Source organism: Candidatus Nomurabacteria bacterium (assembly GCA_023898465.1).
GTDB lineage: Bacteria > Patescibacteriota > Patescibacteriia > HK-STAS-PATE-3 > HK-STAS-PATE-3 > HK-STAS-PATE-3.
Genome location: CP060223.1, coordinates 394053 through 419504, shown reverse-complemented (window position 1 = coordinate 419504; position 25452 = coordinate 394053). Strand labels below are relative to the sequence as shown.

29 protein-coding genes are annotated in these 25452 nt (G+C 44.4%); 28 read left to right on the top strand and 1 reads right to left on the bottom strand.

Translation table 11 applies throughout. The features are described from left to right. Nucleotides 1-4 precede the first annotated feature (4 nt). Nucleotides 5-1807: a glycosyltransferase family 39 protein gene (locus H6760_02030; protein ID USN53925.1), complete on the bottom strand. Its 1803-nt coding sequence runs from the start codon at nt 1805-1807 to the stop codon at nt 5-7. Here H6760_02030 and H6760_02025 point away from each other — a divergent pair, their 5' ends adjacent. The 28 genes from H6760_02025 (at nt 1808) to H6760_01890 (ending at nt 25412) form a co-directional block, all read left to right on the top strand. Continuing rightward, the gene (locus H6760_02025) at nt 1808-2179 is read left to right on the top strand and encodes a hypothetical protein (protein USN53924.1); all 372 of its coding nucleotides are present in this window, start codon (nt 1808-1810) and stop codon (nt 2177-2179) included. Continuing rightward, nucleotides 2180-3226: a phospho-N-acetylmuramoyl-pentapeptide-transferase gene (locus H6760_02020; GenBank protein USN53923.1), complete on the top strand. Its 1047-nt coding sequence runs from the start codon at nt 2180-2182 to the stop codon at nt 3224-3226. A 1-nt stretch (nt 3227) separates the two neighbouring features. After that, entirely contained in the window at nt 3228-4655 is a 1428-nt protein-coding gene (gene murD / locus H6760_02015; GenBank protein USN53922.1) for a UDP-N-acetylmuramoyl-L-alanine--D-glutamate ligase, read from the top strand. After that, the gene (gene ftsW / locus H6760_02010) at nt 4655-5773 is read left to right on the top strand and encodes a putative lipid II flippase FtsW (GenBank protein ID USN53921.1); all 1119 of its coding nucleotides are present in this window, start codon (nt 4655-4657) and stop codon (nt 5771-5773) included. Before murD ends, ftsW begins: the two co-directional genes overlap by 1 nt. Continuing rightward, nucleotides 5770-6849, top strand: coding sequence for an undecaprenyldiphospho-muramoylpentapeptide beta-N-acetylglucosaminyltransferase (gene murG / locus H6760_02005; protein ID USN53920.1), 1080 nt, complete (start codon nt 5770-5772; stop codon nt 6847-6849). The genes ftsW and murG overlap by 4 nt, the downstream gene beginning before the upstream one ends. After that, complete coding sequence (gene murC / locus H6760_02000) at nt 6849-8216, top strand: UDP-N-acetylmuramate--L-alanine ligase (GenBank protein ID USN53919.1); 1368 nt, start codon at nt 6849-6851, stop codon at nt 8214-8216. Before murG ends, murC begins: the two co-directional genes overlap by 1 nt. After that, the gene (murB, locus tag H6760_01995; GenBank protein ID USN53918.1) at nt 8206-9102 is read left to right on the top strand and encodes a UDP-N-acetylmuramate dehydrogenase; all 897 of its coding nucleotides are present in this window, start codon (nt 8206-8208) and stop codon (nt 9100-9102) included. Before murC ends, murB begins: the two co-directional genes overlap by 11 nt. Nucleotide 9103: 1 nt before the next feature. Continuing rightward, nucleotides 9104-9388 carry a ribosome-associated translation inhibitor RaiA gene (gene raiA / locus H6760_01990; protein ID USN53917.1) on the top strand — a complete coding sequence of 95 codons (285 nt, stop codon included), beginning with the start codon at nt 9104-9106 and terminating at the stop codon, nt 9386-9388. Nucleotides 9389-9440: 52 nt separating this feature from the next. After that, on the top strand, nt 9441-12137 hold the full coding sequence (gene secA / locus H6760_01985) for a preprotein translocase subunit SecA (GenBank protein ID USN54056.1): 2697 nt from the start codon (nt 9441-9443) through the stop codon (nt 12135-12137). A 91-nt stretch (nt 12138-12228) separates the two neighbouring features. Then, the gene (locus H6760_01980; GenBank protein USN53916.1) at nt 12229-12669 is read left to right on the top strand and encodes an NADAR family protein; all 441 of its coding nucleotides are present in this window, start codon (nt 12229-12231) and stop codon (nt 12667-12669) included. After that, nucleotides 12666-13100, top strand: a complete 435-nt coding sequence (locus H6760_01975; GenBank protein ID USN53915.1) for an NUDIX domain-containing protein — start codon at nt 12666-12668, stop codon at nt 13098-13100. Before H6760_01980 ends, H6760_01975 begins: the two co-directional genes overlap by 4 nt. Next, nucleotides 13097-13501 carry a DNA-binding protein gene (locus H6760_01970; GenBank protein ID USN53914.1) on the top strand — a complete coding sequence of 135 codons (405 nt, stop codon included), beginning with the start codon at nt 13097-13099 and terminating at the stop codon, nt 13499-13501. The genes H6760_01975 and H6760_01970 overlap by 4 nt, the downstream gene beginning before the upstream one ends. 521 nt (nt 13502-14022) lie before the next feature. Then, nucleotides 14023-14220, top strand: coding sequence for a translation initiation factor IF-1 (gene infA / locus H6760_01965; protein USN54055.1), 198 nt, complete (start codon nt 14023-14025; stop codon nt 14218-14220). Then, nucleotides 14220-14333, top strand: coding sequence for a 50S ribosomal protein L36 (gene rpmJ / locus H6760_01960; protein ID USN53913.1), 114 nt, complete (start codon nt 14220-14222; stop codon nt 14331-14333). Before infA ends, rpmJ begins: the two co-directional genes overlap by 1 nt. Nucleotides 14334-14335: 2 nt before the next feature. Then, nucleotides 14336-14728: a 30S ribosomal protein S13 gene (gene rpsM / locus H6760_01955; GenBank protein ID USN53912.1), complete on the top strand. Its 393-nt coding sequence runs from the start codon at nt 14336-14338 to the stop codon at nt 14726-14728. A gap of 3 nt (nt 14729-14731) precedes the next feature. Continuing rightward, on the top strand, nt 14732-15202 hold the full coding sequence (rpsK, locus tag H6760_01950) for a 30S ribosomal protein S11 (protein USN53911.1): 471 nt from the start codon (nt 14732-14734) through the stop codon (nt 15200-15202). Between the two features lies 1 nt (nt 15203). Further along, nucleotides 15204-15815, top strand: coding sequence for a 30S ribosomal protein S4 (gene rpsD, locus H6760_01945; protein USN53910.1), 612 nt, complete (start codon nt 15204-15206; stop codon nt 15813-15815). A 29-nt stretch (nt 15816-15844) separates the two neighbouring features. Beyond that, a complete protein-coding gene (locus tag H6760_01940) occupies nt 15845-16597 on the top strand; it encodes a DNA-directed RNA polymerase subunit alpha (GenBank protein ID USN53909.1) in 753 nt (250 codons plus the stop codon). 4 nt (nt 16598-16601) lie between these two features. After that, the gene (gene rplQ, locus H6760_01935; protein USN53908.1) at nt 16602-16955 is read left to right on the top strand and encodes a 50S ribosomal protein L17; all 354 of its coding nucleotides are present in this window, start codon (nt 16602-16604) and stop codon (nt 16953-16955) included. A gap of 16 nt (nt 16956-16971) precedes the next feature. After that, the gene (gene rplM, locus H6760_01930) at nt 16972-17319 is read left to right on the top strand and encodes a 50S ribosomal protein L13 (protein USN53907.1); all 348 of its coding nucleotides are present in this window, start codon (nt 16972-16974) and stop codon (nt 17317-17319) included. Nucleotides 17320-17325: 6 nt separating this feature from the next. Further along, a complete protein-coding gene (rpsI, locus tag H6760_01925; GenBank protein ID USN53906.1) occupies nt 17326-17805 on the top strand; it encodes a 30S ribosomal protein S9 in 480 nt (159 codons plus the stop codon). Between the two features lie 46 nt (nt 17806-17851). Next, a complete protein-coding gene (locus tag H6760_01920; GenBank protein USN53905.1) occupies nt 17852-19321 on the top strand; it encodes an oligosaccharide flippase family protein in 1470 nt (489 codons plus the stop codon). Continuing rightward, the gene (locus H6760_01915; GenBank protein USN53904.1) at nt 19281-20405 is read left to right on the top strand and encodes a glycosyltransferase family 4 protein; all 1125 of its coding nucleotides are present in this window, start codon (nt 19281-19283) and stop codon (nt 20403-20405) included. Before H6760_01920 ends, H6760_01915 begins: the two co-directional genes overlap by 41 nt. Then, nucleotides 20398-21123, top strand: a complete 726-nt coding sequence (locus H6760_01910) for a glycosyltransferase family 2 protein (GenBank protein ID USN53903.1) — start codon at nt 20398-20400, stop codon at nt 21121-21123. Before H6760_01915 ends, H6760_01910 begins: the two co-directional genes overlap by 8 nt. Continuing rightward, nucleotides 21123-22007 (top strand): glycosyltransferase family 2 protein, encoded by an 885-nt coding sequence (locus H6760_01905; GenBank protein ID USN53902.1) that lies wholly within the window; start codon nt 21123-21125, stop codon nt 22005-22007. The genes H6760_01910 and H6760_01905 overlap by 1 nt, the downstream gene beginning before the upstream one ends. A gap of 4 nt (nt 22008-22011) precedes the next feature. Continuing rightward, the gene (locus H6760_01900; GenBank protein USN53901.1) at nt 22012-23571 is read left to right on the top strand and encodes an O-antigen ligase family protein; all 1560 of its coding nucleotides are present in this window, start codon (nt 22012-22014) and stop codon (nt 23569-23571) included. Further along, nucleotides 23558-24580, top strand: a complete 1023-nt coding sequence (locus H6760_01895; protein ID USN53900.1) for a glycosyltransferase family 2 protein — start codon at nt 23558-23560, stop codon at nt 24578-24580. The genes H6760_01900 and H6760_01895 overlap by 14 nt, the downstream gene beginning before the upstream one ends. Nucleotide 24581: 1 nt before the next feature. Then, complete coding sequence (locus tag H6760_01890) at nt 24582-25412, top strand: glycosyltransferase family 2 protein (protein USN53899.1); 831 nt, start codon at nt 24582-24584, stop codon at nt 25410-25412. Nucleotides 25413-25452 lie beyond the last annotated feature (40 nt).

The following is a 25452-nucleotide window of genomic DNA, read 5'->3' as shown; positions in this document are numbered from 1 at the left end:
TAAATTAAGGTAGCTCGTAGATAAATATTGATCCGCGAATTTTTTTCACCGGTTGATACTGCCAAAGCCAAGTGTATGGGTAATCCGGATTCGCTAATGTGCCAACGTCTATGGCTAAAATTCCAGATGGAGCACCCTGTTGCGCAACTTCGTCATTCGTGGGCAGATGGAGAAGGTGAATGCCTAAGACATCGAGATCACCAGAGAAGAAAAATACGCCGCGGATTGCGTCGATCTGCTTCTCATCCATATATTCTTTGAGATCATAATACCCCTGACCCCAATCAAGGTTTGAATCAAGTAAATATTTTGGCCCATTACGTTCACCGCCGACTATCTCACTAAAATACGAAAGATGATTTGGGTAGGTAAGTACAGCCATAATCAGTACTATGCCAAAAAGTATCCCGGTAATTATTTTTCCATAAAAAAATCTCAGCAACACTCGATCCAGCATAAATGCAACAGCAAGATAAATAAAAGGAAAGATAGGTAAGAGATGCCGAACGCCAAGATTAATATGACTTGTGAGACTTACGAGGAAATATATGAGCGGCGGTAAAACTAGCAAGTAACTTAAAAAACTACGTGAGCGGAAAAAGTGCCACACCCTAGTGAAAAAGGGGTGTGTTTCCGCGCTCGTCTGTACTTGTAGCCAAGCTTGACGAGCTTGCCAAAACAAGAAAAGCAGGAAGAGCAACAAAATTACTGCTGGTAGTTTAATAATAAGGGCGATGGGGAAGTAATACCACCAGCCTAAATTAGAGGTTTTTCCTAATAAATACGTGCCGTGACCATAATAATTATGCAATGCCAGCTCCATAATACCGTCAAAGTAGTGGAGGGCGGGGATTGGCACGGTATGAACAAAATTTCGTATGGATTGAGACGATGAATGTGTAGGATTAAGCACATTTTCCCAAAAAGGGATACCAACAAGTGCCCCGGAAGCCTCTTCAAAGCCCTTCATATCAACTAGATCATAATACCCCTCAACACTTGGTATAGTGCTAATCGTTCGCAGCTCGAAACCATATATTGTCCATGTGCTTATTGCAAACAAAAGTATAAGACCAAGTAATAACAATAAAGCTCGCTTTGCGGTAAATTTTTCACTAATGTAGCTACGGTTGTATTTTTTGATAAAGAGAGCAATGAGCACTAAGGTAAGAAAAATTGGCCATAGAAAAAGTGCAGAGAACTTCACCAGTTGAGCAATAGTAAAAGTAAAGGCAAAAAGGAAAAAGCGTCGCAGATTTGGTTTTTGTACAAATCCAAGTAAAGCAATAGTGCTGAAAAAATAAAAAGCAGTAAGACTCACGTCCGTTGTGATCAGTCTGCCGTGGGCAAGCAGGGTTGGATCAAGTGAAAAAAGTATACTCGCTAAAAGACTGGCCCTCGGTGAAAAAAGTTTTTCGCAGAAGAAATAGAAAACTGCGATCAAAAGCAAAAAGAGTCCGATGATGGGTAGTCGACCGAGAAAGAAGAGGCTTTGCGGATTAGCTAAATTATGGTATAAAAAATCACGAGCAAAGTCCCATTGATTAGCATCGATCCAGCTTTGTGCATCGCTTGGAAATTGCAGATTTAGCAGTAAAAGCGGTGCGCTAGATAGCATCTTACTGAGAGGGGGATGCTCGGGATTTAAACGAAAATCGCCAGTTTTCCAATAGGAATAACCACTGGCAAGGTGGGCGCCTTCATCAATTGTTTGCGAATCACCTAGAGCGCCAAAGATTTGTAAGATCGCAACGATGAGGAGCACGCCTATCAGCGCTATGCGATATTTGTGTGAGCTTGCCTGCATATGGTTCCAATACTTTCTCCTATACTAACGAATATCCGATTATTTGGGAAAAATCGTTGGGCAACTCTTTTTCTGTTGCTTAGCTTTTTGCTCAATATAGCGATTTGGCTGGCTATATATCGCTTTGCCCAATCAAGTGACGACTTTGTGCCGCTGCATTATAGCACTGTGCTAGGTATAGATAGAATCGGCCAATGGGAGCAGCTCTTCTACATGCCCGCGATCGGGCTACTTGTTATTCTCTTGCACTTTCTTTTTAGTGTTCTTTTTCGACGCGAACGAATTGTGCCCGATGTGCTTATGAGTGGAGCGTTTTTACTACAAGTGATGCTTACACTCAGCACAGGATTTTTGCTTTATAACTTCTTTTAAATGTTTCACGATACTTTTTCCGTACTCAAAGTTTTCTCGCTCGCGACACTTGCTTTTATTGTTACGATACTTTGGACACCACTTCTGACAAGCTTTCTCTATCGTCACAAGTTAGGTAAGCAAATTCGAAGCGAAGATTCTGCACCGATTTACGCAAAAATGCACCAAGCTAAGTCAGGCACCCCTACTATGGGTGGGATGCTTATCTGGGTAACTACTTTAGTTATTGCGCTAGTTATTGCTTGGATAGCACTCTTAAGCGACTTTGATTTCTTTAAACAGCTCAATTTCCTTACTCGTTCAGAAACCCTTTTACCTCTCGGTGCATTAATCGCTACCGCACTAGTTGGGTTGCTAGATGATTACTATAATGTGCGTAAAATGGGCGCAAATGGAGGTGGATTACGCGTCCGGCACAAGCTCATTATTTATACCGCCATCGCTATTGTTGGCGCCTGGTGGTTTGTTGCTAAGCTTGATTGGACCACTATGTATGTTCCTTTTCTTGGGAACTATGACCTGGGCTGGTGGTTTGCACCGATTATCGTGTTCCTGATTGTGGCAACGTCATTTTCGGTAAATGAAACGGATGGGCTGGATGGTTTGGCTGGCGGCACGCTTCTTGCTTGTTTTGCGGTTTTCGGACTAATTGCCTTTAGCCAGGGTAGTGTTGATTTGGCAACATTTTGCGCAGTTATTTCCGGGGCCTTACTTGCATTTCTTTGGTTTAATATCCACCCGGCCCGCTTTTTCATGGGCGATACGGGATCAATGTCGCTTGGTACCACACTCGCAATAGTGGCAATACTTACTAACGCTGTATACATTTTGCCAATTATTGGCTTTGTGTTTGTTGCTGAGGCGCTTTCCGTCATCATCCAATTAAGCTCAAAAAAGATTCGAAAGAAAAAAGTCTTTCTTTCCACCCCCCTGCATCACCATTTCGAAGCAATTGGTTGGCCTGAAACAAAGATTGTAATGCGTTTCTGGGTACTTACTGCAGTTATGGCTGTATTAGGATTAAGCTTCTATCTCTTTGTCCAATAAAATGCTGACAAAGGCAACTGATTTACGTAAAGCACTTAAGAAAGAGTGGGCTGGAAAACGCGTGACTGTCATGGGTTTAGGGCAGTTTCAACAGGGGAGTGGCTGGTCCTCGGTGAAATTTTTTAGTGAGCTTGGTGCAAAAGTAACGGTGACTGACGAAAAGTCACCTGCTCATTTCCAGGCTGCAAAAAAAGCGCTACAGAAATTTAAGCCGCGCTATGTATTTGGCAAACATGAGCTGCGTGATTTTACACAAACGGATCTGGTTATCTATAACCCTGTAGTACAGCAGGATTCACCCTTTCTTCAAGCGGCACGGAAAAAGAACATTGCCACAGAAAGCGACATCAGTTTTTTTGTGCAGCATTGCCCATCAAAACTCACTATTGGCGTTACTGGAACGCGCGGCAAATCAACTACCACGTCTTTAATTGCCACTTTACTGCAGACACAGTATGCAAATGTCTTTTTAGGTGGAAATATTGGAGTATCGCCGTTAAATTTCCTTTTTAAGATTAAGGAAAATGATCCAGTAGTACTTGAACTCTCGAGTTGGATGTTGGAATCAGTTGCTCATTTAGGGTGGAGTCCTCATCTGGCGGTTTTCACAAATATTTATCCGGATCACCTAGATCATTATCCCAACATGCAAGCCTACATTCAGGCAAAATCACTCCTGACCGCTTTTCAGAAAAAGGGTGACGTGCTTATTGCAAATCAAGATAATGAACTGCTGAAAATAATTTTGCGTAAGGCAAAGGTACCAGTGCAATGGTACAGCGCCTCCAAAAAAGGAAAAAATATTTACCGCTTGAGCCAAAAAGCTTTTCTAGCACCCGGATCAGGGACTCGTACACTGGCTCAACTCAATGATCTGCAACTACCCGGTCAACACTCACAAATGAATGCATTAGCGGCAATCGCGGTTGCCGATGCACTGCGTGTACCGAGTGCGAAAATCAGCAAAGGATTACGCAGCTTCCAAGGAGTAAAAAACCGCCAAGAAGTAATTGCAAAAGTAAAGGGAATAACCTACATCAACGATACAACAGCAACAACGCCAGAGGCTGTACTAGCAGCCTTAGACGCATTTCCTAAACCAAGGGTGCTGATTGCCGGGGGAAGTGATAAAGGTCTAGATTTCAGCGTTTTGGCGCAAAAAATTAAGCAGGAAATTGCCCATGTAGTACTTTTGCCTGGTCCAGCAAGTGAAAAATTACATGAGCGTTTGCGACATATTTCTTACACCAAAGTGCATGGCCCGGTTGATACTATGCCCACTGCAGTGCATGTTGCGAACAAGCTTCTTACAAAAAAGGGAAGTGTTTTACTTTCTCCAGCTGCTGCCAGCTTCACGAGCTTTACTAATGCGTACGCCCGAGGCGATGCTTTTCGAAAAGCGGTCCATCACTTACTAAAGAAGCACTAATGCGCCATCAATTACGACAAGCTGACTACGCATTACTTATCACCATTGTTGGTTTAGTTCTCTTTGGTCTGATCATGCTTTCCTCAGCCTCCTCGGTGATTTCTTTTCAGCAATATGGTGATTCGAATGCCTTACTTCGACGGCAAATTATCAGCGCCGTCCTCGGCCTGGCTGGTTTCTTTATTATTCAGCGGCTTGATTATCATTTATGGAAAAAGTTTGCCGTACTTTTGCTTTTCCTCAGTATAGTTTTTCTCATCATGGTTTTTGTTCCTGGAATTGGAGAAGAATACCTCGGCGCTCGTCGATGGATTAATTTAGGCGTGCAGTTTCAGCCTACCGAGCTTGTTAAATTAGCCTTCTTAGTTTACCTAGCCTCTTGGTTAGAAAAGCGACGAGAAGGATTTCGAGAACCGATATATAGCTTTGTCCCATTTATGGTTATCCTGGGAATTATCACATTACTCGTTATGGCTCAGCCAGACCTAGGAACCATGACCGTCATTGGACTTATTGCGGTTATTGTCTATTTTGTAGCTGGCGCTCCGGCTAAGCACTTTGCTTGGATCACGGCCATAGCTGTTTCGCTTTTTGCCATTTTTATCAAAATTGCACCGTACCGGGCTGCTCGATTAACTGTTTTTCTTAACCCAGCCCTTGATCCGCAGGGAATCGGCTATCACATTAATCAAGCACTTCTGGCTATTGGGACAGGTGGCATCTTTGGTGTTGGACTTGGACATTCTAGGCAAAAGTTTAATTATCTTCCTGAGGCTGCTGGTGACTCGATTTTTGCCGTTATTGCTGAAGAGCTTGGCTTCCTCATGGTGGTCGCACTTCTCGCAGTGTTTGCCTTCCTTATTTACCGCGGTTTTCAAACTGCCCGACAAGCCCCTGACGACTTTGGTAGGTTACTCGCCGCAGGTATTACCGCCTGGCTTGGTTTGCAGGCCTTTGTAAATATCGGTGCGCTTTCAGGAATCCTACCTTTGACTGGCATTCCTTTGCCTTTTGTGAGCTACGGTGGTACTGCTTTAGTTATCAACTTAGCCGCCGCAGGTATACTGCTCAGCATTAGTCGCCAAAAAAAAGAAGTTAAATCTTTTCGATCACTATGAAGTCCTTGCATGTAGTGTTAACAGGCGGGGGAACAGGCGGTTCAGTAACCAGTCTCTTAGCAATTGCAGAAGAATTACAAGCGCAAGACCCTAAAATTCGTTTCACTTTTATCGGCACTGATGATGGCCCTGAGCGAGAATTAGTAGAGCAAAGTGGAATTGAATTTACCAGTATTCATGCGGGAAAGCTCCGAAGATACTTCTCATTCCATAACTTTTTTGATCTCTTTAAAATTGCTGGCGGTACGATGCAGTCCTTGGCACGTTTAAGAGATTTGAAGCCGGATATTATCGTAGGTACGGGTAGCTTTGTAAGTGTGCCAGTTATGTGGGCGGGTAGAATGTTACGCATCCCTAGTCTTGCGCATCAGCTTGATATTGACCTTGGTTTAGCAAATAAACTTGTTCTGCCGAGCGTCAGCCGACTCACACTTGGTTTTGAAGAGACGCGACAACAACTCGAAACATCTAAAGCACTCGTAACCGGAAATCCATACCGAAAAGAGATACTAAAAGGAAGCGTTGAGGAAGCGCGGTCGCTGTTCAATCTGCGAAGTAATTTACCAACTATTGTAGTTATGGGCGGCGGCACTGGTGCACTGCGTTTAAACCAACTTATCGCTTCAGCCTCACTTCGCTTGCTTGAACATTTTCAAATTCTCCATCTCACCGGTAAGGGGAAGGGTGGATTTAGCGTGCCGCATCCAAACTACCACACCTATGAGTTTCTTACGGTTGAAATGCCTCATGCGTACGCTGTAGCTGACATTGTCATCAGTCGTGCTGGATTATCAACCTTAACCGAGTTGTCACTCCTAGGAAAACCAAGTATCATCGTGCCAATTCCAGGATCTCATCAAGTGAGAAATGCTGAGTATTTTAAATTACACGACGCTATTAAAGTCCTCCCTGAACAATCCTTGCAGGCCAGCAGACTCTTGGCTGAAGTTGAGCAACTCATGAGTAATGCCGATGTTCGAAGCGAGTTAGCTATGCATATGCAGCAACTTGCTCGTCCAGATGCAACAAAAAAAATTGCTCAGGAAATTTTACGAATTACTGGGAAGGTAGAATAATGAAGCTTCTCAAAGCAAAACATGTGCATTGCATAGGCATCGGTGGCATAGGTATTAGCGCACTTGCCCGTTGGCTTCGCAGCGAGGGAATCAGCGTGAGCGGCAGCGATGCAGCTGACTCAGATAATATACGTCAACTCCGTGATGAAAAAATTGAGGTGCGCATAGGTGAATCGCATTTGCCGGAAGCAAGCGAAGTTGTGCTGTATAGTCCGGCAATAGCAGTGACACATCCAGAACGTCAGGAAGCGGCAAGGAAAAATATCCCTGTGTTAAGCTATCCAGAGGCCTTAGCGCAAATGAGTGAGGGGCTTCAGGTAATTGCCGTCAGTGGAACGCATGGTAAAACAAGCACAACTACTTTTCTTGGTATGCTACTCGAGGCTGCTCAGCTTGATCCAATCGTTGTAGTAGGCAGTCGCGTAAAAAACTGGGGCGGCAATTTCCGGGCTGGAAAGGGAAAATATCTTGTGTTGGAAGCAGATGAGTTTAATCGTTCATTTCTTAACTATCATCCAGAAATAAGTGTTGTCACAAATATTGAGCATGATCACGTTGATACCTATGCTCATTTTGAGGATGTTCTTGATACTTTCACCCAGTTTTTAGGACAAACGAAAGGTACATACTTTTTAAATGCCGACGATCCAGGCATTCAGCAACTACCTCAGCATATTCGTGATCGAGCGCATTGGTTCAGCTTAAATAACGCAAAGCAAGATCTACAGATTTCACACGACATAAATGGTAGTACGCTTGTCTCATCCGAATTCGGAACTATTCACGTGCCGCTTCCTGGCGAGCATATGATAAGCAACGCGCTGGGCGCTATTGCCGTTGCACAGCACCTAGGAGTCAAAAAGGAAGCGATAGAGCTTGGCTTTTCTCGCTTACAAGGCATAGAACGACGCTTCCAACATTTAGGGACGTATTTTGGGACTGAGTTTATTTCCGATTATGCCCATCATCCCACGGAAATTGCCGCGACACTACAAGCTGCCAAGCAGATATTTCCTGATAAAAAACTCATCGTGGTATTTCAGCCGCACCAACAACAAAGATTAAACGCCTTTGGCTCAGCATTCACTGAAGCACTTGTACCAGCTGATACGATACTCTTATATCACACCTACGAAGTACTTGGTCGCGAACAAAATAAAGCAAACGTTTTTACCTTGGAAGATTTGTATGCTCAATTGCAGGAGAAAAAGAAAAATGTAGAACTTTGTGACACTGAAGAGGTCTTAGATAAGTCACTCCATACTCACATTTCAAGTAATGCGGTTGTGCTTTGCTTGGGTGCTGGTTCAGTGCACGCCCTTATGCAAAAAATCTTAGCTAAGGAGCAACACGACAATGCAAGATAAGCTACAAGAGCTATTACGCCGCTTCCCAAACGGGAAAGAGAACGAGATATTAGCACCCTACACGTATTTTAAAGTAGGTGGTCCCGCAAAGTTGTTTTATCACCCACAGACCGCGCAAGAGTTTCTTTCCTTATTACGTGCAGTTCAGGAATTAGCACTTCCTTTTATTGTCCTAGGCTCTGGGGCAAATGTGCTTATTTCTGATCAGGGTTTTGATGGGGTGGTTATTCGATCAGGTGGAAAGCAAATTACTTTACTTGAGGATAGTGTTTTAGAAGCAGAGGCTGACGTTCCACTCAGTTTACTTATGAACAGCGCAGCGCAGCATGGCTTAAGTGGTATGGAATTCCTAGCCGGCATACCGGGTACTGTGGGTGGTGGGATATTTGGCAATGCCGGAAATTCGGAATATGGACTGGGAAATAAGAGTAGTAAGGTTGAGGGACTTGATACAGGTGGTACGGTAAAGCTTTTTACCCCGGAAGAATGCGCCTTTGCCTACCGTACAAGCGTATTTAAACAACAGGGCGGTGTGGTTTTACGAGCTTGGTTTCCATTGCAAAGTGACGATCCGGTGGCAATCCGCAGTCGAATAAACGAAAACTTGCTTCGAAAAAAGGAAGTGCAACCACTAAAAAACGCTTCGGCTGGCTGTATTTTCACCAATCCTCCTGGCCAGTCAGCTGGTCGACTCATTGATCAAGCCGGACTAAAAGGTAAGGAAATCGGAGGCGCTCAAGTGTCTACCCAGCATGCAAATTTCATTGTGAACACCGGAGAAGCAAAAGCCGAACATATAGTTATGCTCATTAGCTACATTAAACAGCAAATCCGTGATTCTTATGGGGTTCAACTCCGTGAGGAAATACGGTATATTGGATTCTAGTATGAATATAATCATCCACGGACAAAATATCGACACAACTGACGCGCTGCGTGAATATGCGGAAGATAAGATGCAGCGTTTAGAAAAGTATGCGAAGGATATTACGCAGCTTTCTCTTACTTTCGAGCGTAATTTTCATCATCGTCACGGCAAAATTTGCACCGTAAAAGCCCAAATGCAGGTTTCTGGACCAGATATCTACGCAGAGACTGAGCATGAGGACTTCTACGCGGCAATTGATATTGTCCAAGATATGCTTGAAACTCAATTGAGAAAGCGCCATTAACAACTAATACCTTTACAGAACCTGCTCAGCGGGGTAGAGTACGGTTCGCACGATTATGTCGGTTTTGACGAAATTGTTTGGAGATGCAAACGCCCGCACCGTGAAGTCACTGCAGAAGACAGTTGACGAGATTTCGGCGCTAGAGGCGAAGATACAAGGCATGGACGATGCCGCTATTTTGCAGCGCGTGCAAGAAATTCAATCCGAGCTCCGAGAGCAGGAAACACCTACTGCGGAAAAGTTTTTGGTTGAGGTTTTTGCGATAGTCAGAGAAACGGCCAAGCGAAAACTTGGCATGCGCCATTTTGATGTGCAGTTAATTGGTGGCATGGTCCTTCATAAGGGCATGATTGCTGAAATGAAAACTGGTGAAGGAAAAACCCTAGTTGCCACTTTACCGGTAACATTAAATGCTCTCAGCGGTAAAGGCGTACATGTGGTTACGGTAAATGACTACCTCGCCAAACGTGATGCACAGTGGATGGGCCCGGTTTACCACGCCCTAGGCCTCAGCGTGGCCTCTATTCAGCACGAGGCTGCGTTTCTTTACGACCCTGAGTTTCAATCAGATGATCCGCAATGGAATAATTTGCGACCAGTTCAGCGTAAAGACGCGTACGCAGCTGATATCACTTATGGAACTAATAATGAATTTGGCTTTGATTATCTGCGCGATAATATGGTGCCGGATGCCTCGTTGAAAGTACAGCGGGCATTACATTACGCCATTGTCGACGAAGTTGATTCCATCTTAATTGACGAAGCTCGCACTCCGCTTATCATTTCCGCCCCTGCTGAAGATTCTGGTGAAGAAAATTATCGTTATGCTGACTTAGTCCAACGCCTAAGCGAAGGAGCTGACTATAACGTTGATGAGAAAATGCGTAGCGCCACCTTAACCGAGGGAGGAATCGCTAAAATTGAACAAGCTTTGCATATTGAAAATATGTATGAGGCGGGTGGAATTGAGACAGTTCATCGAGTTGAACAAGCTCTAAAAGCGCACGCATTATTCCAACGAGATAAAGATTACGTGGTAAAAGATGGTGAGGTGGTTATTGTCGATGAATTTACTGGTCGTTTAATGTTTGGCCGCCGTTATTCTGAGGGCTTGCATCAGGCCATTGAAGCAAAAGAACGAGTGGAGATTAAGAAGGAAAGCGAAACCCTCGCTACCATTTCTTTCCAAAACCTCTTCCGACTTTACGATAAGTTAAGCGGTATGACTGGCACAGCAATGACTGAAGCGGAAGAGTTTTCAAAAATATACGAGCTCGAGGTTGTAACTATTCCAACAAATAAACCCTTAGCCCGCGTTGACCTGCCTGACAGTATTTATAAAAACGAAAAAGGGAAGTTTCTTTCCGTCGTGCGAGAAGTAAAGCGCCGTCATGAGCTGGGACAACCAGTGTTGCTCGGCACTATATCGATTGAAAAGAATGAAATTTTAGGTGAATTACTCAAGCGCGAAGGGATTCCGCACGAGGTATTGAACGCAAAAAACCACGAAAAAGAAGCGGCGATTTTAGCACAAGCCGGCCGCAAAGGTGCGGTCACCGTTGCAACAAACATGGCAGGTCGCGGCGTCGACATTATCCTCGGTGGAGCGCCTTATCAAGAGCAGGAAGCTGAATTTGTACGTTCAGTTGGCGGTCTGCACGTTATCGGCACTGAGCGACACGAATCACGTCGGATTGACAATCAGCTCCGCGGGCGAGCCGGGCGTCAGGGCGATCCAGGTTCGACACAATTTTTTGTCTGCATGGATGATGATCTCATGCGCATCTTCGGCTCTGATCGCATGAAGAGTATTATGGAACGTCTTGGCTTGCCTGAGGATATGCCAATCGAAAATAAGCTTATCTCCAGATCAATCGAGCAAGCGCAGAAAAAAGTTGAAGGTCATAATTTTGATATTCGTAAGCATTTAGTTGAATACGATGACGTGATGAATAAACATCGCGAAGTCATTTATCGCAAGCGAAACGAATACCTGTCAGCTGAGCCGGAAAAATTACGCGAAATCGTACTGAAATCGATTGAGGAAGAGATTACTAAAGCAGTTTCTTTTCACACCGCTTCTGAGGATGAGCACGCCTGGGATATTGAAGAAATATACGAAATTGTGGATTCCATGTTTCCAATTGCCATTGAAAAAAGAATTAAGCTTGATGAATTACGTGCCCAAGCAGGGGATACTGCTGCGGATGCAGCGGCGCGACAAGCTATCATTCACTACTTAGTTGATTTAGCGCAAACAGAGTACGCCCGCATTGAGGAACATATTAGCGTTGAGAGGATGCGCCAAGTAGAGCGAGGAGTAGCTTTACGCTCTATTGATACGCTTTGGATTGAGCACCTCGACAACATGACCCGATTGCGCCAAGGAATTGGCTTGCGTGGCTATGGACAGCGCGATCCTCTAGTGGAATACAAAAAAGAGGCGTATGGCATGTTTACGCAACTCATTGACTCAGTAAACAATTCCATAGTTTTCACCCTCTTCCGCATGTCTCAGACGCAGAATATTGCGCAAGCAACTCCAATGCAGCGACGAGTACTTACTATGACCGCGCCGGCTAAGGTGCAACAAGATGCTAAGTCGGCTTTTTCACCATCAGACCCAAATACTCCGGCTGCAAAAGCACCAAGCGCGCAAGAAACCACAAACGCCTTACCAAAAGTGGGTCGTAACGACCTTTGTCCTTGCGGTTCAGGCAAAAAGTATAAAAAGTGTCACGGGGCATAAATACAAACTCTACTAGAAATAAAGTTCAGCTGTTCGGTTTTATAAAATAGTATTCTAGTATATGTATCCAAGCTCAAGTAAAGATCTAAATATGGAAAGCGGGGATGAAATATATTTTTTTACTCCAGCCTTTCATGTTTTCGATTCTTTTTCAGCCCATAGAATTGACATATGGGGACAAAGCTTTCCTACTGCTGAGCACGCATATCAATGGCAAAAATTTCGCGACTACCCTGAAGTCAAACAAGAAATACTTGCTTCACGAAGTCCGGAAATGGCTCACCGACTTGCACAAAAACATAAAGAAAAAATATACAAGGAGTGGCATTCTGAAAAAGTGCGCATTATGAAGGAAATTTTTTGCGCTAAGGTAAATCAAAATCCTGATGTAATGGAGGTTCTTAAGAAAACAGGTGATAAAGAAATTATTGAGAACTCTCCTGTCGATGATTTTTGGGGTAACGGACCTCAAAAAACAGGCCTGAATATGATTGGTAAAATCTGGATGGAAATCCGTAATGAACTAACATGAATGCAAGCGTAAATAACGTTAAGCAAATTATCATCGTTGTCGGACTCATTACAAACGAAAACGGTGAACTTTTATTACAACGCCGAATTGATAAGCTTATTCCAGAGGCTGATGCCAAGTGGGAATTTCCTGGTGGAAAGATTGAAGTAAATGAAACAGTTGAACAAGCACTTCATCGCGAAATAAAGGAAGAAATTGATTGTGAAGTAAGCATTACTCGTTTACTTCCGCTTGTTCAAACCAAAATGTGGCGAACAAATGAGGGTGTGGATTGGCAAGTAATTCTTATCCCGTATGAATGCCGCCTCGAATCAGGCACGCCAGTGGCCAAAGACAAAAAAGTGGCGGAGGTACGCTGGTTTAATAGAGACGATGCTCTCGGCGAAAGTAATCTACTTAGCGGTGTGATAGAGTTAATTCAAGTACTATGAAACAACTTACTTTTCGTTTACGGCCAGGACAACTCCTTAAAGAAGAGATTGAAGCGCGGACGCAAAATGTTTCGGCTGGTGTTTTACTCTCCATCGTAGGTGGTCTAGAAAATGCTGTCCTGCGTATGGCGGGATCCGAGGCAAACAACCAAGCAGTGAAAGAATGGGATGGTCCATTTGAAATTGTTTCCGGCACCGGAACAATCTCATCAAAGGGGTGTCACATTCATGTGTCTATATCCGACAAGGAAGGAAATGTCATAGGTGGACACTTGCGCGATGGTTGTAAGGTAAAATTTACCGCCGAAATTGTTATTGGCATATTTGAGGATGTGGAGTACCAGCGTGTATTTAGCGAAGAAACCGGCTTTGACGAACTGGAAGTTCGGGAAAATGCTTGACATGACAAGATAGCGGCGTACACTTAGCTTAAGGAAGCAGGGGAGTACACGTTGTCACAAGGAGTGTTTTTTACAAGGTAGCTGCATCAGCAGAGCCTTGTATTGTTGCACTTGGGCAAAGGCTCCTGCTCGGACTGTCATCAAAAGCTCGCGACAAGTCATATTTTTCCAGTTTCAGAGTTGAGAGGCGCTGTACTCCACAAGTCTGGGACATTGCATACAGGCGAGAACTCATTGATGCGCTCGAATCGAGTTCCGGGCAGGAGTCTTTGTCTTTTTGCTAATATTAGCCAAATATATTCAATATGTAAGAAAACATGCTTACTCTTGACGAGAAAAGCCACATCCGTTATAGTTGCGCCAGTGTGCACGACTTTGTGATTGACCCTGACGTATCTGGAAATAGATCTGATGCTTTTACCAGGGTTAGGCGTGCACAATAACAACGCCTAGTTCAACTTTCTATTTTGGCGAAAGACCCAAAGAAACAACTCAATGTCAGCGAAAATAAAAAGGGTTTTATTGAGCTGATCGGCACCGTAACCGAGCAACTTCCAAACGCAATGTTTCGGGTGGAGCTCGAAAACGGCAAAGAAGTGCTTGCCCACCTGTCTGGCCGTATGCGAATGTTCAAAATTCGTATTGTACCAGGCGATTCGGTGACACTTGAAATGACGCCATACGATTTAACCAAGGGTCGCATTACCTATCGACACTAATGAAAGTACGTCCATCAGTAAAAAAAATGTGTTTAAAATGTCGCTTAATTCGTAGAAAGAAGCGACTTGTCGTGATATGTGAAAACCCACGACATAAGCAACGTCAAGGATAATTATGGCTGTTCGTATCGCTGGAGTAACACTCCCAAACAACAAACGCATTGAAATTGCTCTGACCTACATTTACGGTATTGGTCGGACTCGTGCCAAAAAAATTCTTGAAATGGCTAAAATTAGCAATGATTTGCGCACGCAAGCCCTTGATGAGCAGCAGACAAATACACTCCGCGAATTTATTGAAAAAGAATTCCGCGTCGAAGGTGAACTTCGTCGTGAAATTAGCGCAAATATTAAGCGTTTAAAGGATATTGGCGCGTATCGTGGATCCCGCCACTCAAAGGGCTTACCAGTCCACGGGCAACGAACCAAGACAAATTCACGTACAGTTCGCGGTAACGTCCGACGTACGATGGGTTCAGGTCGCAAACCAGCAGCTGAAAAGACATAAACTATGAGCGAAGAAGCAACACAAGCAGAACAGAAAGAGGAAAAAGTCGCTGAAAGCACTGAAGCAAGTACTTCGGCTGCGCCAGCGGTGAAATCTTCTCGAGGTAAGAAAAAGAAGAAAAAGAAGTTTGTCACACATGGACAAGCTCATATTCAAGCCAGCTATAACAACACCATTGTCACTTTGACTGATGGAAGCGGTAACGCATTAGCCTGGGGATCATCCGGAATGGCTGGATTTAAGGGCCCGAAAAAGGCTACCCCATACGCAGCTGGAATTATTGTGCGAAATGTTACTGAAAAAGTACGCGACACCGGCTTAAAAACGCTTGACGTTTTTGTGAAGGGTATTGGTTCTGGTCGTGAGGCTGCTATCCGAGCCTTAAGCGCCCAAGGTTTCACCATCAACTCCATCAAGGACATCACCCCAACCCCACATAACGGCTGTCGTCCACGTAAAGTACGCAGAGTCTAATATGGCACGCAATCTCTCACCTAAAGCAAAGCAATCTCGACGAGCCGGTGCAGATATCGGCATCAAGTCAAAAATCCTGGTAAAGCGAAATTATCCACCAGGAATGCACGGACAACGTGTGAATCGCCGTGTTTCAGCCTACGGCACTCAGCTACGCGAGAAGCAAAAGGCAAAGGCGATTTATCGTCTCTTAGAGCGTCAATTCGTTAAATATTACGAACGAGCAATCCGCAAGCAAGGTAATACTGGTGAAATTCTATTGCAGCTTTTAGAAACCCGTCTCGATAATGTTGTTTTCCGCCTTGGTTTTGCGCCAAGTCGTGACACTGCTCGTCAGTTAATCAGTCACGGACATTTCTTGGTAAACGGTCGCAAACTCACTATTCCTTCCTACGAAGTAAAAGTGAATGACCTTATCAGCGTACATGAAAACCGCAAAGAATCAGCCTATTGGCAGGATGTGAAAAAACTCCTTACCAAAAATACTACTTTGCCATCTTGGCTTACTCAAGATGTAGATAAACTTGAAGGCCGTGTAGAGCGACTGCCGGCTGAGGACGATTTGAAGCTTGGCATCGAAATGCCACAGATCGTCGAATTTTATTCACGATAATTAGTTCCGTTTTTTACCCTCACACGATTATGGAGAACATTCCTCTTCCATCAAGCATCGACGTCGAGCGCAAAGACGCTCAGAGCGCTACCATCACGGTTACCCCGTGCTATCCAGGCTACGGTACAACTCTGGGTAATGCTATGCGACGCGTGCTCTTAAGCTCACTCCCTGGCGCTGCAATTACAGACGTCAAAATTAAGGGTGCTGATCATGAATTTACCACTCTTCCAAATGTGAAAGAGGATGTGGTTACCATTATTTTGAATCTCAAATCAGTTCGCTTGAAGCTCCAAGGCGACGAACCAATGACCATTACCCTGAAGGTAAAGGGTGACAAAGTGGTAAAAGCGAAAGATTTCACTGTTCCAAGTCAGGTAGAAATCGTAAATGGTTCACAGGTGATTGCCACCTTAACCGATAAAGATGCTGAATTTGAACTAGAGGCACGAGTTGCTCCTGGTCGTGGCTACATTCCAGTTGAAACACGAGAAAAAGAAGAGCGTGAAATCGGTCAAATTGCTATCGACGCTATTTACACACCTGTACGCACAGTCAACTTCTCAACTGAGCACGTTCGTGTTGGTCAAATGACAAACTTCGATAAGTTGAAGCTGGATATTACCACTGATGGAACTATTGACCCTGAACAAGCCTTCCGTGATGCTGCCGAAGTACTCTTTGCTCACTTTGACTTGTTAAAAGCACCTCTCGCTGAGAAGGAAGCTGAAAAAGAAGAAGTAGCTGAGGAAGCAGAAGAAGAGGTTAAGGAAAGCAAATAAGTCCATGCGGCATCGATTAACGACAAAAAAACTTAATCGCCCAAAGGCTAACCGAGAAGCTTTGAAAAAGGCCTTGGCAAATAGTTTTATTCTGCATGAGCGGATCACGACCACAGAAGCAAGGGCAAAATATATTAAGCCCTTTGTAGAAAAGCTGGTTACTGCCAGTAAAACTTCTAGCCTAGCACAGCGCCGACGCCTAATTTCTCTGCTTGGTAACGAACGCAATGCGAATAAGCTACTCACCAAAGTCGGCCCACGTTTTGCCAAGCGCAATGGTGGCTACACTCGAATTATCAAACTTGGTCAGCGCCAAGGTGATGGTGCTGCAATTGTCAGTTTAGAATTTGTTGAATAAGCGTATGACAAAGGAAATGCAAATCGAACATATTACGCTTGATGCTAAAGGCAAAACCTTTGGACGGATGTCATCTGAAATCGCGCGCTATCTCCAAGGCAAGCATAAGGCAACATATCAACCAAACCTGGTTGCACCTGTTCAGGTTACTGTAAAAAACCTTAACGAGGTGAGTTTTAGCGGGAATAAACTGGATAACAAGATAATCTACAAGCATACCGGCTACACTGGTAATTTAAAGCAACAAACCCTGCGTCAAGCATTTACAAAATCTCCTGAAAAGGTATTGCGTGATGCGGTCCGCCGTATGCTGCCTAAGAATCGACTTCAAGCAAAGCTACTTAAGAATCTTCATATAGTTTAACGAGTTATGGCTACAAGCAAGACAACGGTAAAGCAAAAGGTTGCCCGAGAACGAAAAGCTCGTGGTGTTGCACCTAAAAAATCTGCACCAAAGAAGCGAGACTACTTATATGCTGTGGGTCGACGTAAGACCGCAGTCGCTCGCGTCCGCCGCTTAGCCGGTGGTGTAGGGGAGATTACAGTGAATGAAAAGCCACTGAATGAGTACTTCCCAGAACCGGAATTGCATACCATCGTGAAATCACCGATTGATCTTGTTGCAGCTGATGAGCGCTTTGCTTACACCGTAAAAGTGCAGGGTGGTGGTAAGCACAGTCAGGCTGAAGCAGTTCGACATGGCATTGCTCGCGTCCTGCTCGTGGCTGACCCTGAGCATCGTAAAGCTCTCAAACAAGCTGGGTGGCTTACTCGTGACGCCCGCGTGAAGGAGCGTAAGAAGCCAGGTCTGAAGCGTGCTCGACGTGCACCGCAGTGGCAAAAGCGCTAGTTCGCACTCCGTCAGATTTATCATAATTTCGTGAGAGGGTTCCGACTTGTCACCTTCCGAAAGTTCAGGAAAAGTACTTAGAAACTCGACCTATCTCACGGCCGCGTATATTGCACAAAAAGTGCTCTCATTTGGGTACTTTGTTTTTTATTCTCGCACACTTTCACCTGAGCATACGGGTATTTATGTCTTTGCTATTTCTTTTGTCACGATCTTTAGCATTGGTATTGATCTGGGACTTAACCCAGTACTTATTCGTGAAGTCGCTCGAGCAAAAGAGAAAACGCAAAGTTATCTTTCCACCATACTGGCGATTAAAATTTTCTTGGCGGTGCTGGCCTATGCCGGAATTTGGGTTACCGCACTCATTTTAGGATACGATATTCTTACCCAAGAAGTGCTTTGGCTGGCTGGAATCTCAATGGTTATCGAATCCTTCAGCGTTACGCTGTATGGCATTTTTCGTGGGTATCAAAACTTCCGCTACGAAGCCACTGGAACGATTATTCACCAAGTCTTTGTGCTAGGTTTCGGCATTGTTGGCTTAGTAATTAACCCTAGTCCGATTATCCTGGGTATTGCCGTGATGCTCGGCGCCTTGGCAAACTTTTCCTATGCACTTTGGCATATGGTCAGGACGCTGAAATTCAAAGTTACTCCTCGGATTGATCTTTCGGTTATCAAGCAATTTGCTAAGTGGGCAACACCGTTTTTCCTGGCTGGCATCTTCACGAAGCTCTATGCCTACGTTGATATTGTCTTACTTAAACAGATGACGGATGACGCACATGTGGGATGGTACAGTGTTGCCTACAAGCTTACGTATGCTATTCAGTTTTTACCTTTAGCAATCTCTAATAGTGTCTTTCCGGCCTTCAGTGAGCTTTATCTTAGCTCACAGGATAAGCTGCGACGCTTGCTTGAACAATCATATTTTTTCATGCTCAGTATTGGCACACCAATTGCGGCTGGTGTTTTTGTCCTCGCTGGTCCTCTGATCACCAACCCAAATCTTTGGCCAACCTACGCCCAGAGTATTTCAGCTTTGCAGGTTTCCATCCTTAGCCTTCCATTTATTTTCATTAATCTCATTGCCGGAACCTTGCTTGGAGCATGTAATAAACAGAAAATTCACACGATTAATATAATGATTACAACCATTGTTAACATCGTGGCGAATGTTATTCTTATCCCACAATGGCAGCATGTTGGAGCAAGTGCAGCAGCGCTCCTTAGTGCATTAGTACTCTTTGTGCTCAGCACAATCTGGTCATGGAAAGTGGCGAAGTATCGCATCGTTTGGCTCCTCGGACGTTGGGCTCGCAGCCTCATTGCTTCTGCGATTATGGTAGGGATTCTTTTAGCGCTTGGTTCTAGCTTGTCTGTCTTTGCCCTGCTACCGATCGCCGCGATTATTTATGCCATTGCCTTCTTCCTAGTTGGAGGGATAACCCGTACAGACATACAAACACTTTATGGGATTATTCGACGAAGAAATGGCGCAACGGCAGAATAAAACATTACTCATTACCGCTTTTTTTCCGCCTAAACTTGGAGGTTTAGAGCATTTTTGGTCTGAGGTAACGAGACGATGGCCAGAGGATTCGCTGATTATTTGGACGGATAAAGAAGTAGACGCGAATGATGACAACATTCCACACCGGGTAATTCGTCAAAAGCTTTTTGCCTGGTCTTGGTGCAAGCCAAGCTGGCTTCCTATGCTTTGGCGACTTCCACGGTATATACGTCGCTTTGAAATACATCGCATTTTATTTGGCCACTATGCGCAATACGCTATCCTTGCGCCACTCATGCGTCTCTGTTTAGGAATCCGCTACGATATTATGTCTCACGGCATTGATGCTGTGTTGCCGCAACAAAATCCAGTGCATGCATTTTTTTACCGGTTGACCTTACGCTTTGCCGACACTCTTTATGCAAACAGCAATCAGACCGCAAAGCATTTTGGTACAGACCCAAAGCTTCAGAAAAAAATTCGCATTGCACACCCTGGGATTGATTTTGCTGATTTTCCGGAATTACCACAGAGAACATCAACTGAAGGTTTTACCGTCCTCACAATAAGTCGACTAGTAGCAATGAAGGGGATTGATGTCATGCTTCACGCTTTAGCATTGCTAAAAGCACCTGTTCGCTACATTGTCGTTGGTGATGGTCCCGAAATGGGCGCCCTCAAACAACTCGCCAATACATTAGGCATACTTGAGCAAGTACATTTCATCGGAGCAATACCAGACAATGCTGAAGAAAAAGCTAAATGGTATGCGCAAGCTGATGTGTTTGTACTACCTAGTCGCCCAGTGAGAGGACACGCAGAAAGTTTCGGAATAGTACTCTTAGAAGCTGCTCGTTATAGGCTACCTGTTATCGCCACAAGGCAAAGTGGAGCCGAGGATATTGTGCTACCCGCGCAAAGCGGACTACTAGTTGATCCGGGAAATCCAGAGGAGTTAGCTAGAGCCATAAAAGAGCTTATGGGTGACCAAACCTGGGCACAACAATTAGGTGAGAAGCATTATACTCGTGTGCAAACTGAATTTACCTGGAAGCGCACAATGGAGGAGCTCCTTCATGAATGAGCTTATTAGTGTTATCATCCCGTGTCAAAATGATGCGGAGACTCTACGCACTACTGTACAAAGTATTCAGGAGCAGCAAAGTGTTAATGTAGAAATTATTATTGTCTGCGACGGAGCAACTCAAGATACTTTGCATATTGCCCAGGATTTAGCTAAAGAAAATATCCAAGTACTTCAACAGGAAGCTCAAGGCGCACCAGCTGCTCGCAACGCTGGAGCACGACTCAGTAAAGGTGCATATCTTTACTTTTGCGATGCAGATGTGAAGTTAGCGCCGAATGCGCTTCACACCTTACTCACTGCACTTCAAAAAAATACTAAGGCCGCCTTTGCTTATGGTAGCTTTGTGTTTGATGAGCGGCCAATGCCAGCAGTACATTTCAGCCACTACTGGCTACAACGCTTAAACTTTATTTCCACGATGTCGCTCATCCGCCGTGCACATTTCCCGGGCTTTGATACTCACCTGAAGCGCTTCCAAGACTGGGATCTCTGGTTAAGTGTGGTGGAAAAAGGAGGCAGGGGAGTCGCTGTAGCACCTCAACTCTTTCAGACCTTAGCACATCAGCGCAGTGCAATTAGCACTCGTAGTGAGTTGCGGGCCGAGGCTAAGGCGTACCTGTCTCAAAAGCATCAACTCCCTAAAGGCGGCGCATTGAAGAGTCTTGTATGGAAAATCTCCTTTACGATTTATCGGCTTCTGCACCCAGTACGCTAATGTCTCAAACACCTATGACCGTAATAATTGTGAGCTGGAATGTGAGGGAGTTAGTACTCCAATGCATAGCCGCGCTTTTGCAGAGCAGGCAAAATCCAGAAGATATTATCGTTGTCGATAACGCCTCCCAAGATGGCTCGCTTAGGTCGCTAAAAGAAAAGTATCCAAACATTACTCTCATTGCCAATAGTAAAAATGTAGGCTTTGCAAAGGCGGTAAATCAAGGCATACGTGCTGCAAAACCCGGCCACATGCTACTCCTTAACCCAGATGCAATTGTCAAAATAGATACGTTAAGTAAGGTAAAACAAGTGCTGGAACAGGAAGAAAATATTGGCGTGCTCGGATGCCGTCTCGTAAATGAAGATGGAACAACGCAAGAGAGTATTCGAGCTTTTCCTCAGCTAAGCGATCAGTTACTCATCATGCTTAAACTGCATCGATTTTTCCCTCGTTTTCCTGCCTTGAAAAGGTACTACGCATCGAGTTGGAATTATACGCAGGATGGGGAAGTGGATCAGGTAAAAGGAGCATTTTTTCTTATACACAAAAATGCAATTGAACAAGTGGGCCTACTTGATGAGGACTATTTTATATGGTTTGAAGAAGTTGATTATTGCTATCGTGTAAAAAAGGCCGGACTTAAAGTCTTTTATACCTCACAGGCAGAAGTATTTCATGCTCGAGGTGAGAGCTTCAGGCAAGTGCTCAGTATTACCAAGCAGCGCTATTTTATTCACAGCATGCAAATCTATTTTGCCAAACATGGCTCACGATGGGATACTATAGTTCTTAGACTCGCTCGACCTCTTAGTCTTTTTCTGGCCGCGCTGGCCGCTCCGCTTAGCATGCTAAAGCTTAAAACTCCAACCGCGCATGACTAATACTGTGCTGAAGAAAGTTTCCTTGCTCTCTAGTGTGTGTTTAGCGCTTTACGGATTAGCGTATCTTGGTTTTCTCTACCCTTGGATAAATACCACGCTTTTTTTCCTCATTGTTGCGTGTACCATTTACCTTAGCTTTCGAGCACCGGAGTATGGAATTTATATAGCTCTGAGCGAACTTATTATTGGCGGCAAGGGTTACATTTTTTCTATTGTCGCTTTTGGTCAGGCTATTCCCATTCGCTACGCCATTTTCGGCATTCTCGGTCTCGTCTTTCTTTGGCAAGTCATACGTGAAAAAAGAATAACGGTATGGCAAAGCCAATTTCGCTGGCCATTACTCAGCTTGGCGCTCTGGATCCTCCTCGCAGCTATGCTGGGCTATGCAAAAAATCCGCACGAGATATGGTTTTTTGACCTCAATGGCTATATTTATTTTCTTTTTGTTTTCCCGTTGTTCCAGAGTATACGAAATATAGGGCAGCTGCGTAGTCTTGCTTACTGGGGCGCTGCCGCAACCTTGGCCCTAATAGTTTTTACCTTCTTCTTAAGCACACTTTTTGCCACGGTCTATTATCGTCCAAATTTTGTAAGTGCCACCCAGGTTGATTCAGGACAACTGGCAAAGTTGGATGAGGATAGTGGTGAGCCAGCCCGACTTGGCCAGACTACAAAGCTCGATGCTTCAAAAATTCAACTTGACCGCAGTGAGATAACTCAAGATCGTCCAAGTGTCTATCGCTGGGCAAGAGATACCGGCATGGCTGAAATATCATACTTTAGTGGAAGAATTTTCCGGGTTTTTGTAATAAGCCATCTCTACATTTTATTACTACTTTTTCCAGCCCTGCTTTTTCTCTTACAGACAAGTAAGTGGAGCAGCTCGCGATACATCGGTGTACTTAGCCTCTTTTTACTTGGCGCAGCACTGTTTATCGGATTCTCACGTAGCTTTTGGTTTGGGTTAGCTGTCGGAATACTTTTTCTTTTTGCCATATTACCAAAGCAATTCAAGTTACGCCTTTTCCTTACCTCGCTGACTGTGCTTGTTGTTATGCTAGGAGCTTTAGCAATTGTGCCGGGTGCTTGGGATGCCAGCGTGGGACGCCTGCAATCACTTTTTCAACCTAACACCGAGCTTGCCGCATCGAACCGTTTACAATTACTGCCCAATGTTGTTGAAAAAATAAAAGAGGCGCCTCTTATTGGATCCGGCTTTGGAACACTTGTTCGATATCGTTCACTGGTAGCCGGGACCGACGAGGTAGAAACTGTAGCGGTCTATGTGTATGAGTGGGGCTACTTAGACCTTTTAGTAAAACTAGGAGGTATTGGCTTACTTATCTATCTCATCTTTTTGGGAAGTGTCTTTCGGAAAGGATTTCAGTGGAAGGTACAAAACCAATATGAACTGATTATTAAACTTGGTACGCTCAGCGCATTACTTTCCTTACTCGCTGCTCACGCCTTTACACCATATTTAAACCATCCGCTTGGTATTAGCGCGATACTCATGTGCGCTCTCATTTTCACGCTTGTTCCAAATACTCATGCAGAATCCTGAAACGCCAGAATTAAGTATTCATATTGTCACCTGGAATAGTGGAATTTTTATTCAGCATTGCTTGGAATCGCTAAAAAAACAAAGCTACCAAAACTTCCGCGTGTTAATTATCGATAATAATTCTACTGATGACACGCTTGCAATTCTTAGCGCAAACTATCCACAAATTCAGGTAATAAAAAATCGTACAAACCTGGGCTTCGCAAAAGCACATAATCAAGGTATTCATTTCTCCAGCTCACCATTTGTCCTTGTGCTTAATCCGGATATCATCGCCACATCTACATTCCTGGAAACTCTGATGCATGGCATACAAAGCAAGCCCAAATGCGGCAGCATTGGCGGAAAAACGCTAAGATTCGCCTTTGCGGAAGGGGATTTGAAGCAAGTAGATATGTCTGATAGGATTGATTCGGTCGGTTTACAGGGTCTGCGTAGCCGGCGAGTGGTCGATCGTGGGGAGGGTCAGCGAGATCGAGGTCAATTCGATGCTCCTACCCCAGTGTTTGGCATAAGCGGCTCTGCAGTAGTATACCGACGACAGGCCCTAGAAGATGTTCGTTACCAAGATGAGTACTTTGATGAGGAATTCTTTGCCTACAAAGAAGATGTGGATATGGCCTGGCGCTTACAGCGACTTGGTTGGGAAGCATGGTGCATACCACAGGCGCTGGCATATCACCATCGAAGTGCCCGAGGTGATAGTGAAAGCACCCGACAGGTTGTTGCTGAACATCGACATAGAGCAAAGGTGATTAACGCACTCTCGTACCGAAATCATTTGCTCATGCTTGCAAAAAATGAAAGTATCGCAAGTTTTCTTCTTAGCGCTCCTTGGATACTAAGCTATGAACTGAAAAAGTTTATTTACCTGCTTTTCTTTCAGCCTTCAGTTCTGCGGCAGAGTATCGCTGCTCTCAAATTAATGCCCCTAATGCGGAAAAAGAAAAAAGCCCTCATGCATAAGGCTCGCGTTTCCCAACAATCACTTCGTAAATGGTTTCAATAGTATGGTTGAACTATCAATAATTATCGTAAATTATAAATCGCGCGGTTTAGTAAAAACCTGCTTGCGTGGTATTGAACAATCTCATTTGCGCTGTTCATATGAAGTTATCGTCGTAGATAATAATTCCAATGACGGCACAATGGAAATGCTGCAGGAGCGTTTTCCAGACGTCAAAGGTATTCAACTTAATGAAAACAGGGGCTTAGCATCTGGAAATAATGTGGGTATGCGAGCCGCGCAAGGTCAGTTTTTCCTTATCATCAATCCTGACATTGCCATTTTTGAAAACATGATCGAGAAGATGCTCGATTTCATGAAAAAAAATCCGCAAATTGCTTTACTCGCTCCAAAACTTACCAATCCTGATGGAACTGTCCAGGAATCAATGTATCGATTTCCTGGCATGATGATTCCTCTCTATCGCCGTACACCTTTGGGTAATTTGCCTTGGGCAAAAAAGGCACTTCGCCACTACATCATGCGTGATACCGAAAAGACGCACACGCAGCCAGTGGACTGGGTATTAGGTGCCTGTATGCTCGTACGACGGTCAGCCTATGAGCAGATTGGTGAAATGGATGAGCGATACTTCCTTTATTTTGAAGATGTGGATTGGTGCAGACGCTTTTGGGCGGCAGGCTATGCGGTCTACTATTATCCAGAAGCAGCCTTAGTGCATTATCATCGTCGTTTATCTGCTGAGAGTCCGGGCCTTAGTGGCATATTTACTGCAGCCACCCGAATTCACATTCATTCCGGTATTCGCTACTTTGCCAAATATTTTCGGCAAAACACGCCATCCTCACATCCTATTCCAGGCTTGACGGAGTAAGCATTTTTCAGTAGAATTTGAAGCTCCATTGCCTAGTTGA